Below are 16,807 nucleotides of genomic sequence, written 5' to 3' on the forward strand. Positions count from 1 at the left end.
GTGATGAGTAAACCTTTGGTAGCCATTATTATGGGATCGGACAGTGATTGGCCGGTAATGAAAAATGCGGCACAAATGCTGGCTGACTTTGGCGTTGCGTATGAAGCGCGCGTCGTCTCCGCGCACCGTACGCCAGATCTCATGTTCGAGTTTGCAGAGACTGCGATCGCGCAGGGCTTTCAAGTGATTATCGCTGGCGCCGGTGGTGCAGCGCACTTGCCGGGCATGATAGCGGCAAAGACCACATTGCCTGTGTTGGGGGTGCCGGTACCTTCTAAGCATCTGCAAGGTCAGGACTCGTTACTGTCCATTGTGCAAATGCCTAAAGGGATTCCAGTGGCAACTTTTGCCATTGGTGATGCCGGTGCGGCCAATGCTGGTTTGTTTGCGGTGGCGATGTTGGCCAATCAAGATGCTGCGCTTGCAGAAAAACTGGCCACTTTCCGCAAAAAACAGGCGGAAAAAGTGCATGCCATGTCTTTGAGTGAACAACCATGACTGCCGCTATGATTCAACCATCGGCTATGCTCGGCATGCTGGGCGGCGGTCAATTGGGCCGCTTTTTCGTGACGGCTGCGCATGAAATGGGTTATAAGGTCACCGTTTTAGACCCTGATATAAAAAGTCCTGCCGGCATGATTGCCGACGTGCATCTGTGTGCTGCCTTTGATGACGCCGCGGCATTGAAAGTCATGGCGGACACTTGTCAGGCGATTTCTACTGAGTTTGAAAATGTGCCGGCTGAAACTTTGGCCACATTAGCAAAATCGACGATTGTGCATCCGAGTGCCGAGGCGGTTGCTATTGCCCAGCATCGCATCAAAGAAAAATCCTTTTTTAAAGCGTCAGGCTTACCGGTGGGGCCATTTGTGCCGGTCATGGCTGAGAGCGATTTGCCAGAAGATGGCGATATGTATCCTGCTGTGCTGAAGGTGGCGCGTTTTGGCTACGATGGCAAAGGTCAGGCTAGAGTCGCAAATCGCGAACAAGCGGTTGCGGCTTTCCATCGCTTTAAGTTAGAGCATTGTGTGCTCGAAAAAATGCTGCCACTCGACCTAGAAGTCTCTGTGGTACTTGCACGGGATGTGCACGGCAATATTGCTGCCTTCCCGACGGTGGAGAATAGTCACCTCAATGGGATTTTGGATGTGACTATTGCCCCCGCCCGTTGTAGTGAAGTGATTAAGGCCAATGCGCAAGCGCTGGCGAAACAGCTGGCAGACAAACTTGAATATGTGGGCGTGTTAGGCGTAGAGTTTTTTGTCGTTGGTAACCAGTTGTTGGTGAACGAAATTGCGCCAAGGCCACATAACTCCGGCCATTACACCTTAGATGCCTGTGTGACGAATCAGTTTGAGCAACAAGTGCGTGTCATCACAGGTCAAGCCTTGGGTAGCCCGCGTTTGCATAGCCAGGCCGTCATGGTGAATATTTTAGGCGATAGTTGGCTGTATAGTGGCCAACAGCTAGAGCCTGCTTGGGATAAAGCTTATACGCATGAGAATCTGAAAATGCACTTATACGCTAAGCAGGAGCCACGCAAAGGCCGAAAAATGGGCCACTTCACCGTCATTGGCGAAGCGTTGCAATCTGTGCTGAATACCGCCAAAGTTGCTCGCAGCGAGTTGCATATTGGTGAGTAGTGCGCTTTAAGTTGTCAAAAAGCCCGGGTCTCCGGGCTTTTTTGTATCGATTGGATTGACCGAGCGCTAACCATGGCCAATAAAAAAGCCGGACATCCGTCCGGCCTCTTTAGTATGCACCCCTACTGAAATTATTCAGCAGCTTTTTTCGCGCGAGGCTTAGCAGCTTTTTTAGCTGGTGCCGCTTCGGCTTTCGGTGCAGCTGCTTTTTTCACAGAAGCTAAAGTCGCTGGTGTATCACCGGACAATGCTTTGATGGCAGCAGTCAAACGGCTCTTATGACGAGCAGCTTTGTTTTTGTGAATGATTTTTTTGTCAGCGATGCGATCGATCACGCTAACGTTTTCTTGGTAAGAAGCCACAGCAGCAGCTTTGTCACCAGTTTGGATCGCTTTAATTACTTTTTTAATCGCAGTACGCAAAGTTGAACGCAACGCAGCATTGTGTGCATTCACTTTTACGGATTGGCGCGCGCGTTTGCGCGCTTGTGCGGTATTTGCCATATTCGTTTTATCCTGTAGCTTTCAAAAGGGGTGTGATACGAAACCGTGCATCATACTGTTTTCGCTTTGTTTTTGCAAGATTAAAAACGTATTTTAGTCGAATGATTGTAGCCGCATGGTAAAATCGCACCACTTTTGAATCTGTTGACAAGCTGCTGTCGGCAATGTGCTGGCAACCACATCGTTAGGCGCGTATTTTCCATCATTTATGAATTTGCTCAAAGCACTCGCCACCGTGGGTGGTATGACGTTTATCTCGCGCTTGCTGGGGTTTGTCCGCGACACCTTGATCGCCCGCATTTTCGGTGCCGGCATGGCCACGGATGCGTTTTTCGTGGCCTTTAAAATCCCCAATCTTTTGCGGCGTATCTCTGGCGAGGGCGCTTTTAGCCAAGCGTTTGTGCCTATTCTTTCTGAGTACCGTAAACAGCGCTCGCCTGAGGCCACAAAAGCACTCATTAATCACGTCTCTAGCTTGCTAGGGCTTTTTTTAGTCGCCATCACCATTCTGGGAATGCTGGCGGCGCCGCTCATCGTGCGCCTGACTTCCCCCGGATTTGTGCACGATCCAGCCAAGTTTGCACTCACCACAGAATTGTTACGTATTACGTTCCCTTATATTTTATTTATCTCCTTGGTGTCGATGTCGGGCGGCATTTTAAATGCCTTTAGCAAATTTCAGGTGCCGGCTTTTACACCTGTGTGGCTCAACTTAAGCTTCATCGCAGCCGCTTTGTGGATTGCACCGCATTTTAATAACTCTATCTATGTGTTGGCTTGGGCGGTCTTTGTAGGCGGCATTATCCAATTGCTTTATCAACTGCCTTACCTACAGCAAATTGGCATGTTACCGCGCTACGCACTGAATCTGCAGGACGAAGGCGTGCGCCGAATTTTAAGGCTAATGGGGCCAGCCATCTTTGGTGTTTCGGTGGCGCAGATTTCGATTGTATTAAACAATATTTTTGCTTCGTTTATGCCCACCGGTAGCGTGTCCTGGTTGTATTTCGCCGATCGCTTGATGGAGTTTCCGACCGGTGTGCTCGGTGTGGCACTTGGCACCATTTTATTGCCTAGTTTATCCAAGGCGCATGTTGACCGATCCAGTGAAGAATTTTCGCTATTACTAGATTGGGGATTGCGACTCACCTGCATGCTGGCGATTCCGGCTGCGGTGGCGATGGCGGTTCTGTCTAAACCCTTGGTGGCCAGTCTGTTTTATTACGGAAAATTTACGCCGATGGATGTCATGCAGACGGAGCGCGCATTGATTGCTTATAGCTTGAGTTTGCTTGGCCTGATCATGGTTAAAGTCCTCGCACCGGGTTTTTACGCGCGCCAAAACGTCAAGACCCCAGTGAAGATCGCAATATTTACCCTCGTAATGACGCAAGTGATGAATGTGGGGTTCTTGCTTTTTACGCCTTTGCAGCACGCCGGTTTAGCGCTCGCCGTCGGGCTCGGTGCTTGCCTGAACGCCATTTTGCTGTGGGTAAATTTGCAAAAGTCTGGCGCGTTTCGACCGCAAGCAGGTTGGGTGCTTTTTTTGCTTAAATTAATGGCCGCTGTCAGTGTCATGGCATTGGTACTCATGTTCGCTGCCAACTGGGCTGGCGATTGGCTGGCGATGCCGCCAGTGACGCGAATCTGGCATCTGGCAGTCGTCGTCTTATTGGGTATGGGCGTGTATTTCACCGCACTCGCTTTGCTGGGTTTTAGGCCAAAACACTTTATGAAGCGAGTCGTCAATTGATGCAGGTTTTCCGTCATATCCCCCAAGCGCTAAATCCACAGGCAATCGCGATTGGAAATTTTGATGGCATGCATTTGGGCCATCAAGCGTTATTGCGCCAACTGACTGCATTCACGCAAACCTATAAAATCACGCCTGCGGTGATGACATTTGAGCCGCATCCACGCGAGTTTTTCACGCCGCAAAACGCGCCTGCACGCTTGGCTTCCATGCGTGAAAAACTGGAGTATTTTGCTGAGTACGGCATCCAGCACGTGTATGTGCAGCGTTTTAATCGGGCCTTTGCTGCCCAGAGTCCAGCCGCATTCATGCAGCGCTTACGTCAGCAGCTCAATGCCAATGTGATTATGGTCGGCGAGGATTTTTGCTTTGGCGCCAAACGTGCGGGCAATGTGCAAACACTGATCGAACATGGTTTTAATGTAATCCCCTTGCCGCAGGTGCAGCTGGCGGCTGAACGGGTCTCGAGTACCTTGGTCAGGGATGCCCTCGCTGCGGGCGACCTCAGCAAAGCACATACGCTACTCGGCCGAACTTATAGCATTAGCGGCAAAGTGGTGCATGGCGCCAAGCTGGGCCGCCAGCTCGGCTTTCCCACCGCAAACGTGCACATGCGTCACGAACGGCCTGCACTGACCGGGGTTTATGCGGTAAAATTGAATCATTTACCGGCAGTAGCCAATTTGGGCATCCGCCCAACGCTCGAAGGTGTCCCCAAACTCAAGCTCGAAGTGCATGTGTTTGATTTTAATGGTGATCTCTATGATCAGCATGTGCACGTGCAGTTTTTTCATAAGCTACGCAGTGAGCAGAAGTTTGCTGGCCTAGAGGCGTTGAAAGCGCAAATTGCATGCGATGCCGAGCAGGCAAAACGTTATTTTAGCCACGGATAATTGCTGAATTTAAATCAGTCGATGTCTGTGGCTGATTTTTTTGGATATTTAAATGACTGACCAAACCAAAGATTCAAAATACACCCTGAATTTACCGGAAACCAGTTTTCCGATGCGTGGCGATTTGGCCAAGCGTGAACCGGCTTGGTTAAAAAGCTGGCAAGAACGCAAAGTGTACGATCGTATCCGCGCCAAACGTAAAGGCGCGCCTAGCTTCATTCTTCATGACGGCCCGCCTTATGCCAATGGGGATATTCACATTGGTCACGCCGTGAATAAAATCCTCAAAGACATGATTATCAAAGCCAAAACCATGGACGGTTTTGACGCGCCTTATGTGCCGGGCTGGGATTGCCACGGCTTGCCAATTGAATTGGTGGTGGAGAAAAACCACGGTAAAAATATAGACCCCGCCAAGTTCCGTGAGTTATGTCGTGCCTATGCCGCCGAGCAGGTCGAAAAACAAAAGAAAGATTTTATTCGCTTGGGCGTGCTGGGTGACTGGGATCATCCTTATCTGACCATGGCGTTTAATACCGAGGCCGACATCATGCGTGCCTTGGGTGAAATCTATCAAAATGGCTACCTTTACCAAGGCTCCAAGCCTGTGCATTGGTGTGTGGACTGCGGTTCTGCGCTGGCAGAAGCCGAAGTGGAGTATGAAGATGTTAACTCTCCGGCCATCGATGTTGGCTTTAAAGTCGTGGATCGCGCTGCCTTAGGCAACGCTTTTGCGACCACCGTGACTAGCGATGCCTATGCCGTCATTTGGACCACCACGCCATGGACCTTGCCTGCGAATCAAGCCGTGAGTGTGAATGCCGAACTCACGTATGACCTAATTCAAACCAGCAAAGGCTTGCTAATTTTAGCGCGCGACTTGGCTGAAAAAACCTTGGCAAGATACGCAGAGGAACAATCTTCTGTGATCGCCAGTTGCAAGGGCGAAGCGCTGCTTGGGCTGCTGTTGCAACACCCGTTTGACAACCGTCAGGTGCCAGTCATCACTGGTGATCACGTGACAACCGAAGCAGGTACTGGTTTGGTGCACACCGCTGCCGCGCATGGCAACGATGACTGGTTGGTCATGCGTGCGCACTTTCCACAAGAAAAACCCCGCGTCCTAATGGGCGGCGATGGCAAGTTTTTTGACAGTGCCTTGGTCGAGCTGGCTGAGATTCGTGGTTTAAGTCGTCAAGAGGCGAATAAAATCATTTTGTTAACACTGCAAACGAACGGGGTGTTGCTGGCTTCCGCAAGGTTAAACCATAGCTTTCCGCATTGCTGGCGCCACAAAACGCCCCTCATGCAATTAGCCACCCACCAATGGTTTATTGGCATGAACGCGGTCGGTCACGATGGCAGAGCGCTGCGTGAGCACGCGAATACGGCAGTAGATGCCACCCAGTTTTTCCCGAGTTGGGGTCGGGCGCGTCTTGAAGCCATGATTAAAAACCGCCCAGACTGGTGCGTGTCGCGCCAGCGTAACTGGGGCGTACCGATGCCATTTTTTGTGCATAAAGAGCGTGGTGAACCGCATCCGGAGACCGCGCGTCTGCTCGAGATTGTTTGTATGCAGGTTGAACAGCAGGGCATCGAGGCATGGTTCAGCCTGGATGGCGCCGCTTTTCTAGCACAGCACGCCCCAGCCGGTGCTGAGCAGTACAAAAAAGTGACGGATACACTGGATGTTTGGTTTGATTCCGGCGCGACGCATTACGCGGTCGTGCGCTCAGCGCAACATCCGAGTTTGTCGGCGGCAGCCAATGTGCGAGAAGCGGCGCATCAGCCTGTGGCAGACTTGTACCTCGAAGGGTCTGATCAGCACCGTGGCTGGTTTCAATCTTCATTGTTGACCGGTTGCGCAATCGACGGCAACGCGCCTTACAAGGCCTTGCTCACGCATGGCTTTGTGGTGGATGGCGCAGGCCACAAAATGAGTAAGTCAAAAGGCAATGTCGTTGCGCCGCAAAAAGTGATGGATACGTATGGCGCCGATATTCTGCGTTTGTGGGTGGCCTCGACCGACTATTCCGGCGAGCTAACCATCAGTGACGAGATCCTCAAACGCGTGGCCGACGGCTATCGCCGCATTCGCAATACCTTGCGTTTCTTGCTCTCTAATCTGGCCGACTTTGACGCCAGCAAAGACTTGCTGCCAGTAGAACAGTGGCTGGAGATCGATCGCTATGCTTTGCATTTGACCCAGCAATTGCAGGCGGGCATTCTGGCGGATTACGACAAATACGAATTTCACTTGGCGGTGCAGAAATTTGTCGGCTTCTGTTCAGAGGACTTAGGTGGATTCTATCTCGATATTTTGAAAGACCGTCTCTACACCAGTGGTGAAACTTCACAGGCGCGCCGTGCGGCACAAAGTGCTTTGCATCACATCACGCATGCCATGATGCGATTAATGGCGCCGATCTTAAGTTTTACCGCCGATGAAATCTGGCAGACCTTAGGGCTGGATACGGTTGCCACCGTTTTTGAAGAGACCTGGTATGACTTGCCTGCGCATGGGTTAACCGAGACACAATTACAGCACTGGCAAACCATGATTGCCTTGCGTGCGCAAGCCGCCAAAGAGATTGAGCTGTTGCGTGGCGAAGGAAAAGTAGGCGCTTCTTTGCAGGCTGAGCTTGAGTTTCATGTGACAGCAGAGGCGTTTGAGGCCTTAAACAGTCTGCAAGATGATTTACGTTTTGTCATGATTACCTCTAGCGCGACCACCTATAAAGTGGCCGACGTCGCCGCGCAGAAAATATTGGTGAAACCGAGTGCGCATGCCAAATGCGAACGGTGTTGGCATTATCGTGCCGATGTCGGCAGTGATGCTGCGCATCCCACCATCTGTGGTCGCTGTGTGAGCAATTTGTTTGGCAGCGGTGAAGTGCGCAAGTATGCCTAAGTTCCGATCGGCATTCCCTTGGTTAGTGTTGAGCGCGGTGGTGATCGGGCTCGACCTATACACCAAGCACCTGATTCAGAATGCTTTTGTGTATGGTGAGCATGTGCCTGTGACCGGTTTTTTTGATCTGGTGCGCTACCACAATACAGGCGCTGCATTTAGCTTTTTGGCCAATGCTGGCGGCTGGCAACACGGTTTTTTTACAGCGGTCTCCACCCTCGCTTCTGCGGTCATGGTCTACCTACTGGTGAAGCACCCGCATCGGCAGCTGTTTTGCTTAGGGTTGGCGTTGGTGTTAGGCGGCGCTTTGGGTAATCTATATGACCGGCTAACGCTTGGTTACGTGGTCGACTTTTTATTGTTTTATTATCAGCAATGGGCGTGGCCTGCGTTTAATGTAGCAGATAGTGCCATTTGTGTTGGCGTTGGCTTGTTGATGCTTGATAGCTTTCGCCAGCCGGACGCTTAAGCCCAGCACTGCTGCAAGGCCAATATGGACGGGTTGCAATACACTTTCAGCGGTGTCATCAAGCAGTGGTTGGGGAGTAAAAGCACTTGGCACTATGTGCGGTTGCCGCTCACCATGTCGGATGAAATCAAAACGTTGAGCCAATACCATCAGAGCAAGCGGCGTGGCTGGGGCGCCGTGAAAGTCGAGGCCACGATTGGCGCGCTGTCCTGGCAAACCTCTATTTTTCCTGCATTTGATCAAGGTTGCTATGCGCTGTTTTTAAAAGCGGATATCCGCAAACAGGCCGCGCTACGGGTGGATGATACCGTCACCTTGCAGCTGACGTTGTTCATTTAAAGTGGCTGATCTTGCAGTCATTAGCGAGAGGCTGTTTTAGGCTGAGAGGGGTTGCTGCTCAGCCGTGGCCAGCAGTGTGTAGATTTCCTGAATGGGCATGGGTCTGCCCAATAAAAAACCTTGTATACAGTCACAACCGGTTTTGCTTAAAAAGTCGAGTTGTGCCTGCGTTTCTATCCCTTCTACCACCACCGAAATGCCCAAGATACCAGCCGTTTTGATGATGGTGCTGACGATCTCGCTGTCGCCAGTACTCTCAGGCACATCGACCATAAAAGCACGGTCAATTTTCAGTTCGTCGATGGGCATATGCTTGAGCTTAAACAAAGAAGAATTACCCACGCCAAAGTCATCCAATGAAATCCGCACGCCGATCTCTTTCAACTGTTTGAGAATCTCTAGCGCCTGCTCTTCGTGCTCAAATACCGCAGTTTCAGTGATTTCTAGCGTGATGAGCGCAGGAGCGATGGCATATTGCTGAAGGTGCTGTGCAATGCGCAGCGGCAGGTTGTGATCACGAAACTGGCGAGGTGAAATATTGATGGATAAGCCTATGGTCTGCCCGGTTTGCAAGATAAGTTGCGATAAATGTTTAAAGGCCTCGGCAATAATCCACTCGCCCATGGGTAAGATCAGCCCGGACTGCTCCGCATAAGGAATAAATTCGGCGGGAGAAATAATCTCACCTTTGCTGTTTTTCCAGCGGATGAGCGCTTCTATGTTTTCAACCACGGGCTGTTTTTGCTTGTTTAAGCTGAATATCGGTTGAAACTGCAAAAAGAATTCTTGTTTTTTGATGGCCTTGCGTAATTGCACATCCAGCCGAAAGCGGTTTTGCGCCAGTTTGGTTTGCTCTTTGCTGTAAAACAAGTAGAGCTGATGCGTCGAACGTTTGGCATGGGCGAGTGCAGTATTGGCATTGCGAGCCAACTGCTCGGCGTTGCCTGCGTCACGTGGATATAGGCTAATACCAATACAGGCATCCAAAATCAGTTCATGGTCGTCGACCAGCACGGGCTTGTGCACAATTCGGCATAAATTGTGCGCCAGCTGGATCAGTTCGGCATCGTTCTTTTGCTGATGCACAATCAGTGCAAACTTATCGCCGTGTACCCGACCCAATTCGCCACACTGATGGGTGATGTATTGCAAGCGTTGAGCGATTTCTAATAAGAACAAATCGCCCGTGCGGTGGCCAAAACTGTCATTAATGCTCTGAAAGTGTTTTAAATCGATCATTAGCAAAGCTAAGGTTCGGCTGTCACTCGCGGCACTGAGCATGGCGTGTTCTAGCAAAGTTTGCATGGCTAGCCGGTTGGGTAAGTGGGTGAGTGGATCTGAGCGGGACAGTTTCTGATATTCCATGTCTTTTTCGGCCAATCTTTTTTCGGCACGAAACAGTTTTTCACTCTCACGTAGCAAGATGCTTTGGCGGATGGCTGACAGGATCAGGATGCACACCACAGAGCCGATAGCAATATGGTAAGCGTAAGGGTGGGGGCCGCTTTGCAACCATATGAGCGTCAGCGTGCATACGCTGAACACAAACGCGATGGCGGGCACCCAGCTGCGCAAGCGTCGGCATTGTTTTAGATAGGCCGTTTGTTTTGCCACGCGCACTTGCCAGCCATACAAGCCGGTGCCGATTAACAAATCCGCCACCGAAAACCCATAGTTGATCCATAGACTGGTTTGTGGGCTCTGGTTCAGCGCATTCAGGTTCCATTGCATCCAGCAGGCGCCGAGTAATGTCAGGCCAGCGCTTAATAATACCCAAGGCAGCATCCAGGCCGGCCGCAAATAGGGAATCAGCAGCAGTGAGATTAAGGCGGCGCTCAGTAGGCTCGCCGGATAAGCGGTGAGCACCGCTAGTTGCAATACACTGACATTGGCTGATTGCGGGAGATAAGAAATCAGCACGTAGCCGAGCACGGCGGTACTGAAGGATAAGGCGTCTATGGTAAATGCCCAAGTTTTAGCACGTGACAGTTGTGTGCGAAGTGCGGCGACAAAACCAATGATGAGGCAGGGCCCAAGCAGTGGGTAAAAAATATCGGATTGGGCAGGGAAATTGGTTTGATCGGTGAGAAGTTGAAAGATCCAAAGTAAACCGCCGGTGAAATAGACGGCAGCCCCGAGAACGAACCAGCGTTTTACTCGGCGCTGGGTGCGGCTCGCGCGAAGATAACCCATCACGCAAAGAACCAAGCAGGCGGCGATGGTGGAGAACCAATGCACATTGTCTAGCCATACCAGAGTGCTGCGTGTGGCATTAATTGAAGCCAGTAGGCATATCCCTAATACCGATACAGCAACAACAATGACTTTACGAGAAAGTGTCATGCAGCCCCCGAATTTTTTGTTAATTCTAACAAGGGCTTAGAAAAAAACTAGTCTTTCCTGATAAATATTATTGCAATACATATCACCACGAAACAAACGGCGCCGGTGAGCACGCCTACTGCCGCATTAAATAACCAGCCCCAAGCTGGAAATTGGGCGATCCAAGCATGCAATGGGTGAATGCCGTGGGCAATGATGCCCCCGCCCACCAGAAACATCGCGGCGGTGCCAAGTACGCTGAGCGCACGCATCAAGTAGGGCACAATCTGCACCATAGACCAACCGAGTTTGCGGATGGCTTGTGTGTGCCAGGCTTGGCCATTGCGTTGCATCAGCCATAGCCCAATGTCGTCCATTTTTACGATGAGCGCGACCAAACCATAGACGCCGATGGTCATCAGCACAGCAATCGACGAAAGTACGAGAATGCGTTGCGTGAGTGCCGCCTCCGCCACCACGCCGAGCGCGATGACGATAATCTCAGCGGATAAAATAAAATCGGTGCGCACTGCACCTTTAATTTTATCTTTTTCCAGTGCCACCCAGTCTGTTTGTGGTGCTTGCATCGCTTTGTGTAAAGCTTGCTCATGGGCATCGCTGGTGGTGGAAGGGCGCAGCTTGTGCCAGACTTTTTCAAAACCCTCAAAGCACAAATATGCCCCACCGAGCATGAGCAAGGGCGTAATCAACCAAGGTAGAAAGGCGCTGATCAGTAAGGCCGCAGGCACCAGGATGAGTTTGTTGATAAATGAGCCACGCGCGACCGCCCACACCACTGGCAACTCGCGGTTGGCGGCAATGCCCGCCACTTGCTGTGCGTTGAGTGCCAAGTCGTCACCGAGCACGCCGGCGGTTTTTTTGGCCGCTAACTGGCTCATGACCGACACGTCATCGAGCATGGTGGTAATGTCATCGATAAGCGCCAGCAAGTTTGAAGTGGCCATGGTTTGTCCTGGGTCAATACTAAAGAGTTGTTTATTCTAAAGGAATCCCGTTAGAATAGCGCCATGGTAACGGGCAGATTTCAACGGTGGCTAGTACGCATGGCTTTGATGGCAATCATGCTGGCAGCGCTCGTCCCGACCTTGAGTCTGGCGTTTCCGATGCAGGGTGGCAAAACGTTTGTGCAAGAAGTATGCTCATCCCAAGGCGGAAAGTTAGTCATTCAAGTGCTGACCACCCAAGGACAATGGCGCGCCACATTGATTGATTACCAACCTTCACAAAAGCCAGTGTCACTCAGCCATCACCTCAATCATTGTCCCTTTTGCCAGATGGCGATGGACGATATTGTGATGCCGTCGCACAGTCCTGCTTATGTTTTGTTTCAACAAGCACAGGCAGCGATCGCACTCAGCGAATATCAATCGCCTGTTGTTTCAAATTTTTATCCCACTGCGCACACCAGCCGTGCGCCCCCTCTGACCCCTCACTCAATTTAGTCCCGTCTGTTGCTTAAGACGGCTTATGAGTATGCCTGTTGCGCAGGCATCGATGGAGTCATCCCATGATTATTATCAATCTACAGGCAATGATATTTGCCAAACAAGTGGAGTGGAAACGCCACATCACCCTCAAAGAAGTTGCCGATACCACTGGCATCAGCCGCATGACCTTGCACCGCATGGTCAAAAATCCTAGCTACAACGCCTGCACCGAGCATCTCGACAAACTTTGTGCCTATTTTAGTTGTGAGATCAGCGCATTGCTGCACTGGCAGCCCAATTGCGCTGTCAGGCAAGTCTTTGCTGCTTGAGGATTGAGTGCACACTGCTTGTAAATCGCAAGCAGTGTGGCTATCGCAAAAAAAGAGGAAGAATAAACAATGAACAAAACAAAAAAGAGTATTGCCATCATGATGGCCTTGCCTTTGTTGGCAGAGGCAGAACATGAAGGCACTTTGGTTCTCGATGAAGTGCATGTGGTTGCTGAAAGACCAAAAACATCATCGACACAACCGAGTAAAGAGGCTGCTAAAGAAGCATTGAGCAAAACGGCGGGTGGAACGACCTTAGTAGACATGGATAAGGTGCGTGAAGGGCGTGTATCAACCTACCAGGATAGCCTTGGCTTGGCAACGGGCGTATATATACAGTCACGGTTTGGTGCGGAGGAGAGTCGTTTGTCTATTCGTGGCTCGGGTTTACAAAGAACCTTTCACGGACGTGGCTTGAAATTAATGCAAGATGGTGTCCCTGTGAATTTGGCGGATGGTAGTTTTGATTTTCAGGCCATCGAACCGTTGGCCGCAAGTTATGTGGAAGTGTACCGCGGAGCCAATGCCTTGCGTTATGGTGCCAGTAATCTTGGCGGTGCAATCAATTTCTTGTCACATACAGGCTACACTGCGCCACGTTTAGAGGCCCGTTATGAAGCCGGTACGTATGACTATAGCCGCGCATCCGTTTCAACAGGTGAGGTGATCGGTGATTTGGATTATTACGTAAATGCAAGTTATTTTGATCAAAGAGGGTTCAGAGATTTTGCCGATCAAATGGCTCACAGAGTGAATGCTAATGTTGGATATAAAATCAGCCCAGATATAGAAACACGCTTTTATGTTGGCTATACCCACAGTGATTCAAATTTACCTGGCAACCTGACAAAAGCACAGCTTAAGAATGACCCAAGTGACGCGTTTCTAGGGAGTGTAGGGCAGCAGAAGCGCAATATTGACCTGTTCAGGATTGCCAATAAAACCAATATCCAACTGAGTGATCAGTCAAGTTTGCAAGTCTCGGGTTACTTTTCACACAAGGATTTATTTCATCCAATTTTTCAAGTCGTTGATCAAGATACGAATGACTATGGCATAGATATCCGTTTTCAACACAAAGGCGAACTGGTCGGTCACAGAAATGAATTCATTCTCGGATTTAATCCGAGTGCTGGCGTGGGCTATGATGAAAGAAATGTCAACTTGCAAGGTCGCAAAGGTGCGCTTGTAAACAAGTTGGAGAACCGTTCCAGGAATCTGGAAGCTTATGCTGAAAATCGTTTCTTTGTCACCGATGGGTTGACGCTGATCGCCGGTTTGCAATACACCCACTCTCAAAGAAATCTAACAGACAAGTTTTTTTCAAATGCCTCTCAGAATGAGAGCTTTAAAGCAACATATGTCCAAACCAATCCTAAGATTGGCGTTTTATATGACTTAAAACCTAATGTACAGTTATTTGCCAATCTTTCCAGAAGCTACGAACCTCCTTCCTTTGGCGAGTTGGCAGGAGGCATTCGACCTAATATTGTTAAAGCACAAGAAGGCACGACCTTTGAAGTGGGATCGCGTGGTAATTCGGAATCGATTGATTGGGATGTTGCAGTTTACTATGGCAAGTTAAAAAACGAGTTGTTACAGACCGCGGTCTTCGCGGCGGGTAACAATCCTGTACCAGCAGCGCAAACGACAAATGCAGACAGGACCATACATGCAGGCCTCGAGTTCGGCATGACAGCAAGACTGCCGCTGAATATTGAGTGGCGTCACAGTCTGCTCGTTAATCGATTTAAGTTTGATGGAGACAATACATTTGGTAACAACACGTTACCTGGTATCCAAAAAAGTTTGATGAGAGCCGAGCTGATGTATCGGGGAAATGACCGCTTGAACGGGATCTACTTTGGACCTACTTTTGAGTGGTCACCGCAGGACTACTATGTGGATTTTGCCGAAACATTCAAAGCAGATAGTTATTTCTTGTGGGGCCTAAAAGCTGGGCAAAAGGTGAATCAACACTGGTCCTGGTTCGTGGAAGGCCGTAATTTGGCGGATCAGAAGTATGCAGCAACAACCTCTGTAGTCAGAAACCAAAATGGGGCAGACGGTGCCTTGTTTTTGCCAGGCGATGGCCGCACGGCATACTTGGGCGTGACCTGGACTTATTAATACTTGAGGACCGGGGTGATGTCACCCCGGATGGGGAGTAATTGTGAATTTTTGGATGAAGTTAACACTATCGCTGCTGGCGCTTTGTGTCCCGATGGCCACCTTACATGCCCATCCGTCAGCGGCAGAAGATGTGCAGTCGGTGGCTGCCGAAATGCATGAAACGTGGGATAAACCCAACCTTGTATTAGACTTGCCGGTGATCGTGATGCATGCTGGCATGGCCATTGCAGATTGGGTGCAAGCAGAAAAGGGTGGGCGCGCGTTGCTCAAATATCACCCTGCGCATCAACACTGGCACACCTTATTGTGTGGTGGGGCAGAACTGACCGCTGTGAAACACCTAGAGGCCGCAGGGATGTCTAGCGCCGACGCGCAGATACTGAGCGCAAAACTGCAACAAGCTGAGTTAGAAACGCTTACCAGCGCGCAACGTCAGCGCATCGATAGCTTTAGTGGTTTGGTTAAGTTTAGCAAGGGCAAACCAGTGGCCTCGTCAGCGCATGACATGCACGGAGACACGCATGGCCATTAAGTCGTCCGCGGTGAAAAATCATTGGTTGTTCTGGCACCAGTGGATCGGCGTCATTGCTTGTATCGGCATGGTGCTATGGGGGTTGTCAGGCGCGTCGCATCCCATCATGAGCCGGCTGCAGCCCGCACCCAAACAGTTTATGCCGCCACTCTCAGCGGTAGATTTAAGTCAGTCAGTGTCACTGCCTGCCTTATTACAACAACAGCACATCAAGCAGTTTCAGCACATCAGTTTGGTGCAATTAGCGGGCCAACACTATTACCGAATCTCACAACTAGACGCTGCCCCCAGATTTTTTGCAGTGGCTAACGGCGCTGAGCGCCCGGGCGGCGAACAAGCGGCCGCAATGAGTCTTGCCGATTATTACACTGGCCTCAGCGGGCAATCTAAGGCGTCGCTCAAAGCCATCAACCGCTTTGAAACGGATTACCATCCAGTAAATCGGTTACTCCCGGTGTGGCAGGTCGCTTACCCGCGCGAGGATGGTTTGCGCGCGTATGTCGATACCGAGCAATCCAGGTTGGCAACCTTGGTGGATGACCGGCGTGCTTTTCTGACGCAAGTGTTTCAATGGGGGCATAACTGGTCATTTTTGCAGGCTTGTGCTGGATTACAACTTGCGGTGGCCACTGGGGTGCTGGTTTTGATTTTGGCCTCTGCGATCACCGGCATCACGCTTTATATCAAGCAACGCAAAACAGCGCCTTACCGCCTGCAACGCTGGGGCGTGCAATGGTGGCACCGCGAGTTCGGTTTGTGGGTGTCGCTGGTGATTTTACTGCTGGCGAGCACTGGCTTATTACATTTATGGATGTCGGATCTTCAGCAGCGCCGCCCAACTGTGCAGACGACGTTCGCCAGTGACAGTGCGGCTTTGAGTGCGGCAGCTTGGTCGCAACTGGCCAGTGGCTCCGTGTTAAAACTCGATATTTATGGGCGTGGTGACACGCTGTTCTGGCAAATCATTCCGCAGTCGGCTGGGGCGCAAGGCTTGCCGTCTGCACAGGTGGCTGCCCTGCATCAGCATCATCATGCAGGCATGCAGCCAGCGGCTGAAGCGCCTACCCTTTGGCTGACCAGTGCGCAGGCGGTGCGGGCGTTAACACCGCAAGACTATGCGTCGCAGTGGCTCAGTATCATGACGCGACAAGCTGCATCGCAAGTGCAATCTGTCACCTGGGTCACGCAGTTTGCCAATGAATATGGTTTTATTTTTAAGCGCCTGCCGGTGTTAAAAGTGCAAACTGCAGAGGATCATCACACACGCTATTATCTCGAGCCTGCCACGGGCGCGCTGGCTGCCAGCGTCAATGATCGTGATGGGTTAGAAGGATTTATTTTTGCTTATTTACACAAATGGAGTTTTCAATCGCTGAGCAAAGATCTGCGTGATGCGTTGGCCATTGTTGCGGCGCTAGCAGTGAGTCTTACCGGCTTGCTAGGGGCTTATTTGTTTTCAAAGAAACGCCTGTAAAGCGGAAGGGCACCCGCATGCGGTACCCTGCTGATTAAAAAGGCGATTGGACGCGTAT

General features: G+C 50.7%; 15 protein-coding genes. 12 read left to right on the top strand and 3 right to left on the bottom strand.

Going from position 1 to position 16,807, the window contains the following annotated elements; translation table 11 throughout:
• Positions 1 to 3: 3 nt before the first annotated feature.
• Positions 4 to 498, top strand: a complete 495-nt coding sequence (gene purE, locus FIT99_RS02615; protein ID WP_140002672.1) for a 5-(carboxyamino)imidazole ribonucleotide mutase — start codon at positions 4 to 6, stop codon at positions 496 to 498.
• A complete protein-coding gene (locus tag FIT99_RS02620; RefSeq protein ID WP_140002675.1) occupies positions 495 to 1,643 on the top strand; it encodes a 5-(carboxyamino)imidazole ribonucleotide synthase in 1,149 nt (382 codons plus the stop codon). The genes purE and FIT99_RS02620 overlap by 4 nt, the downstream gene beginning before the upstream one ends.
• A gap of 131 nt (positions 1,644 to 1,774) precedes the next feature.
• Here FIT99_RS02620 and rpsT read toward each other — a convergent pair whose 3' ends face one another.
• Entirely contained in the window at positions 1,775 to 2,146 is a 372-nt protein-coding gene (gene rpsT / locus FIT99_RS02625; protein WP_019881458.1) for a 30S ribosomal protein S20, read from the bottom strand.
• Between the two features lie 208 nt (positions 2,147 to 2,354).
• Here rpsT and murJ point away from each other — a divergent pair, with 208 nt between their 5' ends.
• Genes murJ through FIT99_RS02650 form a run of 5 tightly spaced genes read left to right on the top strand, consistent with a single transcriptional unit; the run spans position 2,355 to position 8,511 of the window.
• Positions 2,355 to 3,899: a murein biosynthesis integral membrane protein MurJ gene (gene murJ / locus FIT99_RS02630; protein WP_140002678.1), complete on the top strand. Its 1,545-nt coding sequence runs from the start codon at positions 2,355 to 2,357 to the stop codon at positions 3,897 to 3,899.
• The gene (locus tag FIT99_RS02635) at positions 3,899 to 4,792 is read left to right on the top strand and encodes a bifunctional riboflavin kinase/FAD synthetase (protein ID WP_140002680.1); all 894 of its coding nucleotides are present in this window, start codon (positions 3,899 to 3,901) and stop codon (positions 4,790 to 4,792) included. The genes murJ and FIT99_RS02635 overlap by 1 nt, the downstream gene beginning before the upstream one ends.
• A gap of 52 nt (positions 4,793 to 4,844) precedes the next feature.
• On the top strand, positions 4,845 to 7,703 hold the full coding sequence (ileS, locus tag FIT99_RS02640; RefSeq protein WP_140002683.1) for an isoleucine--tRNA ligase: 2,859 nt from the start codon (positions 4,845 to 4,847) through the stop codon (positions 7,701 to 7,703).
• On the top strand, positions 7,696 to 8,172 hold the full coding sequence (gene lspA, locus FIT99_RS02645; RefSeq protein ID WP_140002686.1) for a signal peptidase II: 477 nt from the start codon (positions 7,696 to 7,698) through the stop codon (positions 8,170 to 8,172). The genes ileS and lspA overlap by 8 nt, the downstream gene beginning before the upstream one ends.
• 24 nt (positions 8,173 to 8,196) lie before the next feature.
• Complete coding sequence (locus FIT99_RS02650; protein WP_140002689.1) at positions 8,197 to 8,511, top strand: DUF1905 domain-containing protein; 315 nt, start codon at positions 8,197 to 8,199, stop codon at positions 8,509 to 8,511.
• Between the two features lie 36 nt (positions 8,512 to 8,547).
• Here the strand turns inward: FIT99_RS02650 and FIT99_RS02655 are convergent, their stop codons facing one another.
• Together FIT99_RS02655 and FIT99_RS02660 are read right to left on the bottom strand one after the other, a co-directional pair.
• Positions 8,548 to 10,854 (bottom strand): putative bifunctional diguanylate cyclase/phosphodiesterase, encoded by a 2,307-nt coding sequence (locus FIT99_RS02655; protein ID WP_140002692.1) that lies wholly within the window; start codon positions 10,852 to 10,854, stop codon positions 8,548 to 8,550.
• Positions 10,855 to 10,901: 47 nt separating this feature from the next.
• The gene (locus tag FIT99_RS02660) at positions 10,902 to 11,798 is read right to left on the bottom strand and encodes a DUF808 domain-containing protein (protein WP_140002694.1); all 897 of its coding nucleotides are present in this window, start codon (positions 11,796 to 11,798) and stop codon (positions 10,902 to 10,904) included.
• Positions 11,799 to 11,861: 63 nt separating this feature from the next.
• Here FIT99_RS02660 and FIT99_RS02665 point away from each other — a divergent pair, with 63 nt between their 5' ends.
• The 5 genes from FIT99_RS02665 (at position 11,862) to FIT99_RS02685 (ending at position 16,749) form a co-directional block, all read left to right on the top strand.
• Positions 11,862 to 12,296, top strand: coding sequence for a DUF2946 domain-containing protein (locus tag FIT99_RS02665; RefSeq protein ID WP_140002697.1), 435 nt, complete (start codon positions 11,862 to 11,864; stop codon positions 12,294 to 12,296).
• 65 nt (positions 12,297 to 12,361) lie between these two features.
• The gene (locus FIT99_RS02670; RefSeq protein ID WP_140002700.1) at positions 12,362 to 12,610 is read left to right on the top strand and encodes a helix-turn-helix domain-containing protein; all 249 of its coding nucleotides are present in this window, start codon (positions 12,362 to 12,364) and stop codon (positions 12,608 to 12,610) included.
• 69 nt (positions 12,611 to 12,679) lie between these two features.
• Positions 12,680 to 14,740, top strand: a complete 2,061-nt coding sequence (locus FIT99_RS02675; protein ID WP_140002702.1) for a TonB-dependent receptor family protein — start codon at positions 12,680 to 12,682, stop codon at positions 14,738 to 14,740.
• Positions 14,741 to 14,795: 55 nt separating this feature from the next.
• On the top strand, positions 14,796 to 15,275 hold the full coding sequence (locus FIT99_RS02680) for a copper uptake system-associated protein (RefSeq protein WP_140002705.1): 480 nt from the start codon (positions 14,796 to 14,798) through the stop codon (positions 15,273 to 15,275).
• The gene (locus tag FIT99_RS02685) at positions 15,265 to 16,749 is read left to right on the top strand and encodes a PepSY domain-containing protein (protein WP_140002707.1); all 1,485 of its coding nucleotides are present in this window, start codon (positions 15,265 to 15,267) and stop codon (positions 16,747 to 16,749) included. Before FIT99_RS02680 ends, FIT99_RS02685 begins: the two co-directional genes overlap by 11 nt.
• Positions 16,750 to 16,807 lie beyond the last annotated feature (58 nt).

Origin of the sequence: Methylophilus medardicus, from assembly GCF_006363955.1 — a bacterium.
Lineage (GTDB): Bacteria > Pseudomonadota > Gammaproteobacteria > Burkholderiales > Methylophilaceae > Methylophilus > Methylophilus medardensis.

Excerpts from the sequence above, each read along its gene's own strand:
- purE (WP_140002672.1), top strand. The coding sequence starts at position 4 with ATGAGTAAACCTTTGGTAGCCATTATTATGGGATCGGACAGTGATTGG.
- FIT99_RS02620 (WP_140002675.1), top strand. The coding sequence starts at position 495 with ATGACTGCCGCTATGATTCAACCATCGGCTATGCTCGGCATGCTGGGC.
- rpsT (WP_019881458.1), bottom strand. The coding sequence starts at position 2,146 with ATGGCAAATACCGCACAAGCGCGCAAACGCGCGCGCCAATCCGTAAAA.
- murJ (WP_140002678.1), top strand. The coding sequence starts at position 2,355 with ATGAATTTGCTCAAAGCACTCGCCACCGTGGGTGGTATGACGTTTATC.
- FIT99_RS02635 (WP_140002680.1), top strand. The coding sequence starts at position 3,899 with ATGCAGGTTTTCCGTCATATCCCCCAAGCGCTAAATCCACAGGCAATC.
- ileS (WP_140002683.1), top strand. The coding sequence starts at position 4,845 with ATGACTGACCAAACCAAAGATTCAAAATACACCCTGAATTTACCGGAA.
- lspA (WP_140002686.1), top strand. The coding sequence starts at position 7,696 with ATGCCTAAGTTCCGATCGGCATTCCCTTGGTTAGTGTTGAGCGCGGTG.
- FIT99_RS02650 (WP_140002689.1), top strand. The coding sequence starts at position 8,197 with ATGGACGGGTTGCAATACACTTTCAGCGGTGTCATCAAGCAGTGGTTG.
- FIT99_RS02655 (WP_140002692.1), bottom strand. The coding sequence starts at position 10,854 with ATGACACTTTCTCGTAAAGTCATTGTTGTTGCTGTATCGGTATTAGGG.
- FIT99_RS02660 (WP_140002694.1), bottom strand. The coding sequence starts at position 11,798 with ATGGCCACTTCAAACTTGCTGGCGCTTATCGATGACATTACCACCATG.
- FIT99_RS02665 (WP_140002697.1), top strand. The coding sequence starts at position 11,862 with ATGGTAACGGGCAGATTTCAACGGTGGCTAGTACGCATGGCTTTGATG.
- FIT99_RS02670 (WP_140002700.1), top strand. The coding sequence starts at position 12,362 with ATGATTATTATCAATCTACAGGCAATGATATTTGCCAAACAAGTGGAG.
- FIT99_RS02675 (WP_140002702.1), top strand. The coding sequence starts at position 12,680 with ATGAACAAAACAAAAAAGAGTATTGCCATCATGATGGCCTTGCCTTTG.
- FIT99_RS02680 (WP_140002705.1), top strand. The coding sequence starts at position 14,796 with ATGAAGTTAACACTATCGCTGCTGGCGCTTTGTGTCCCGATGGCCACC.
- FIT99_RS02685 (WP_140002707.1), top strand. The coding sequence starts at position 15,265 with ATGGCCATTAAGTCGTCCGCGGTGAAAAATCATTGGTTGTTCTGGCAC.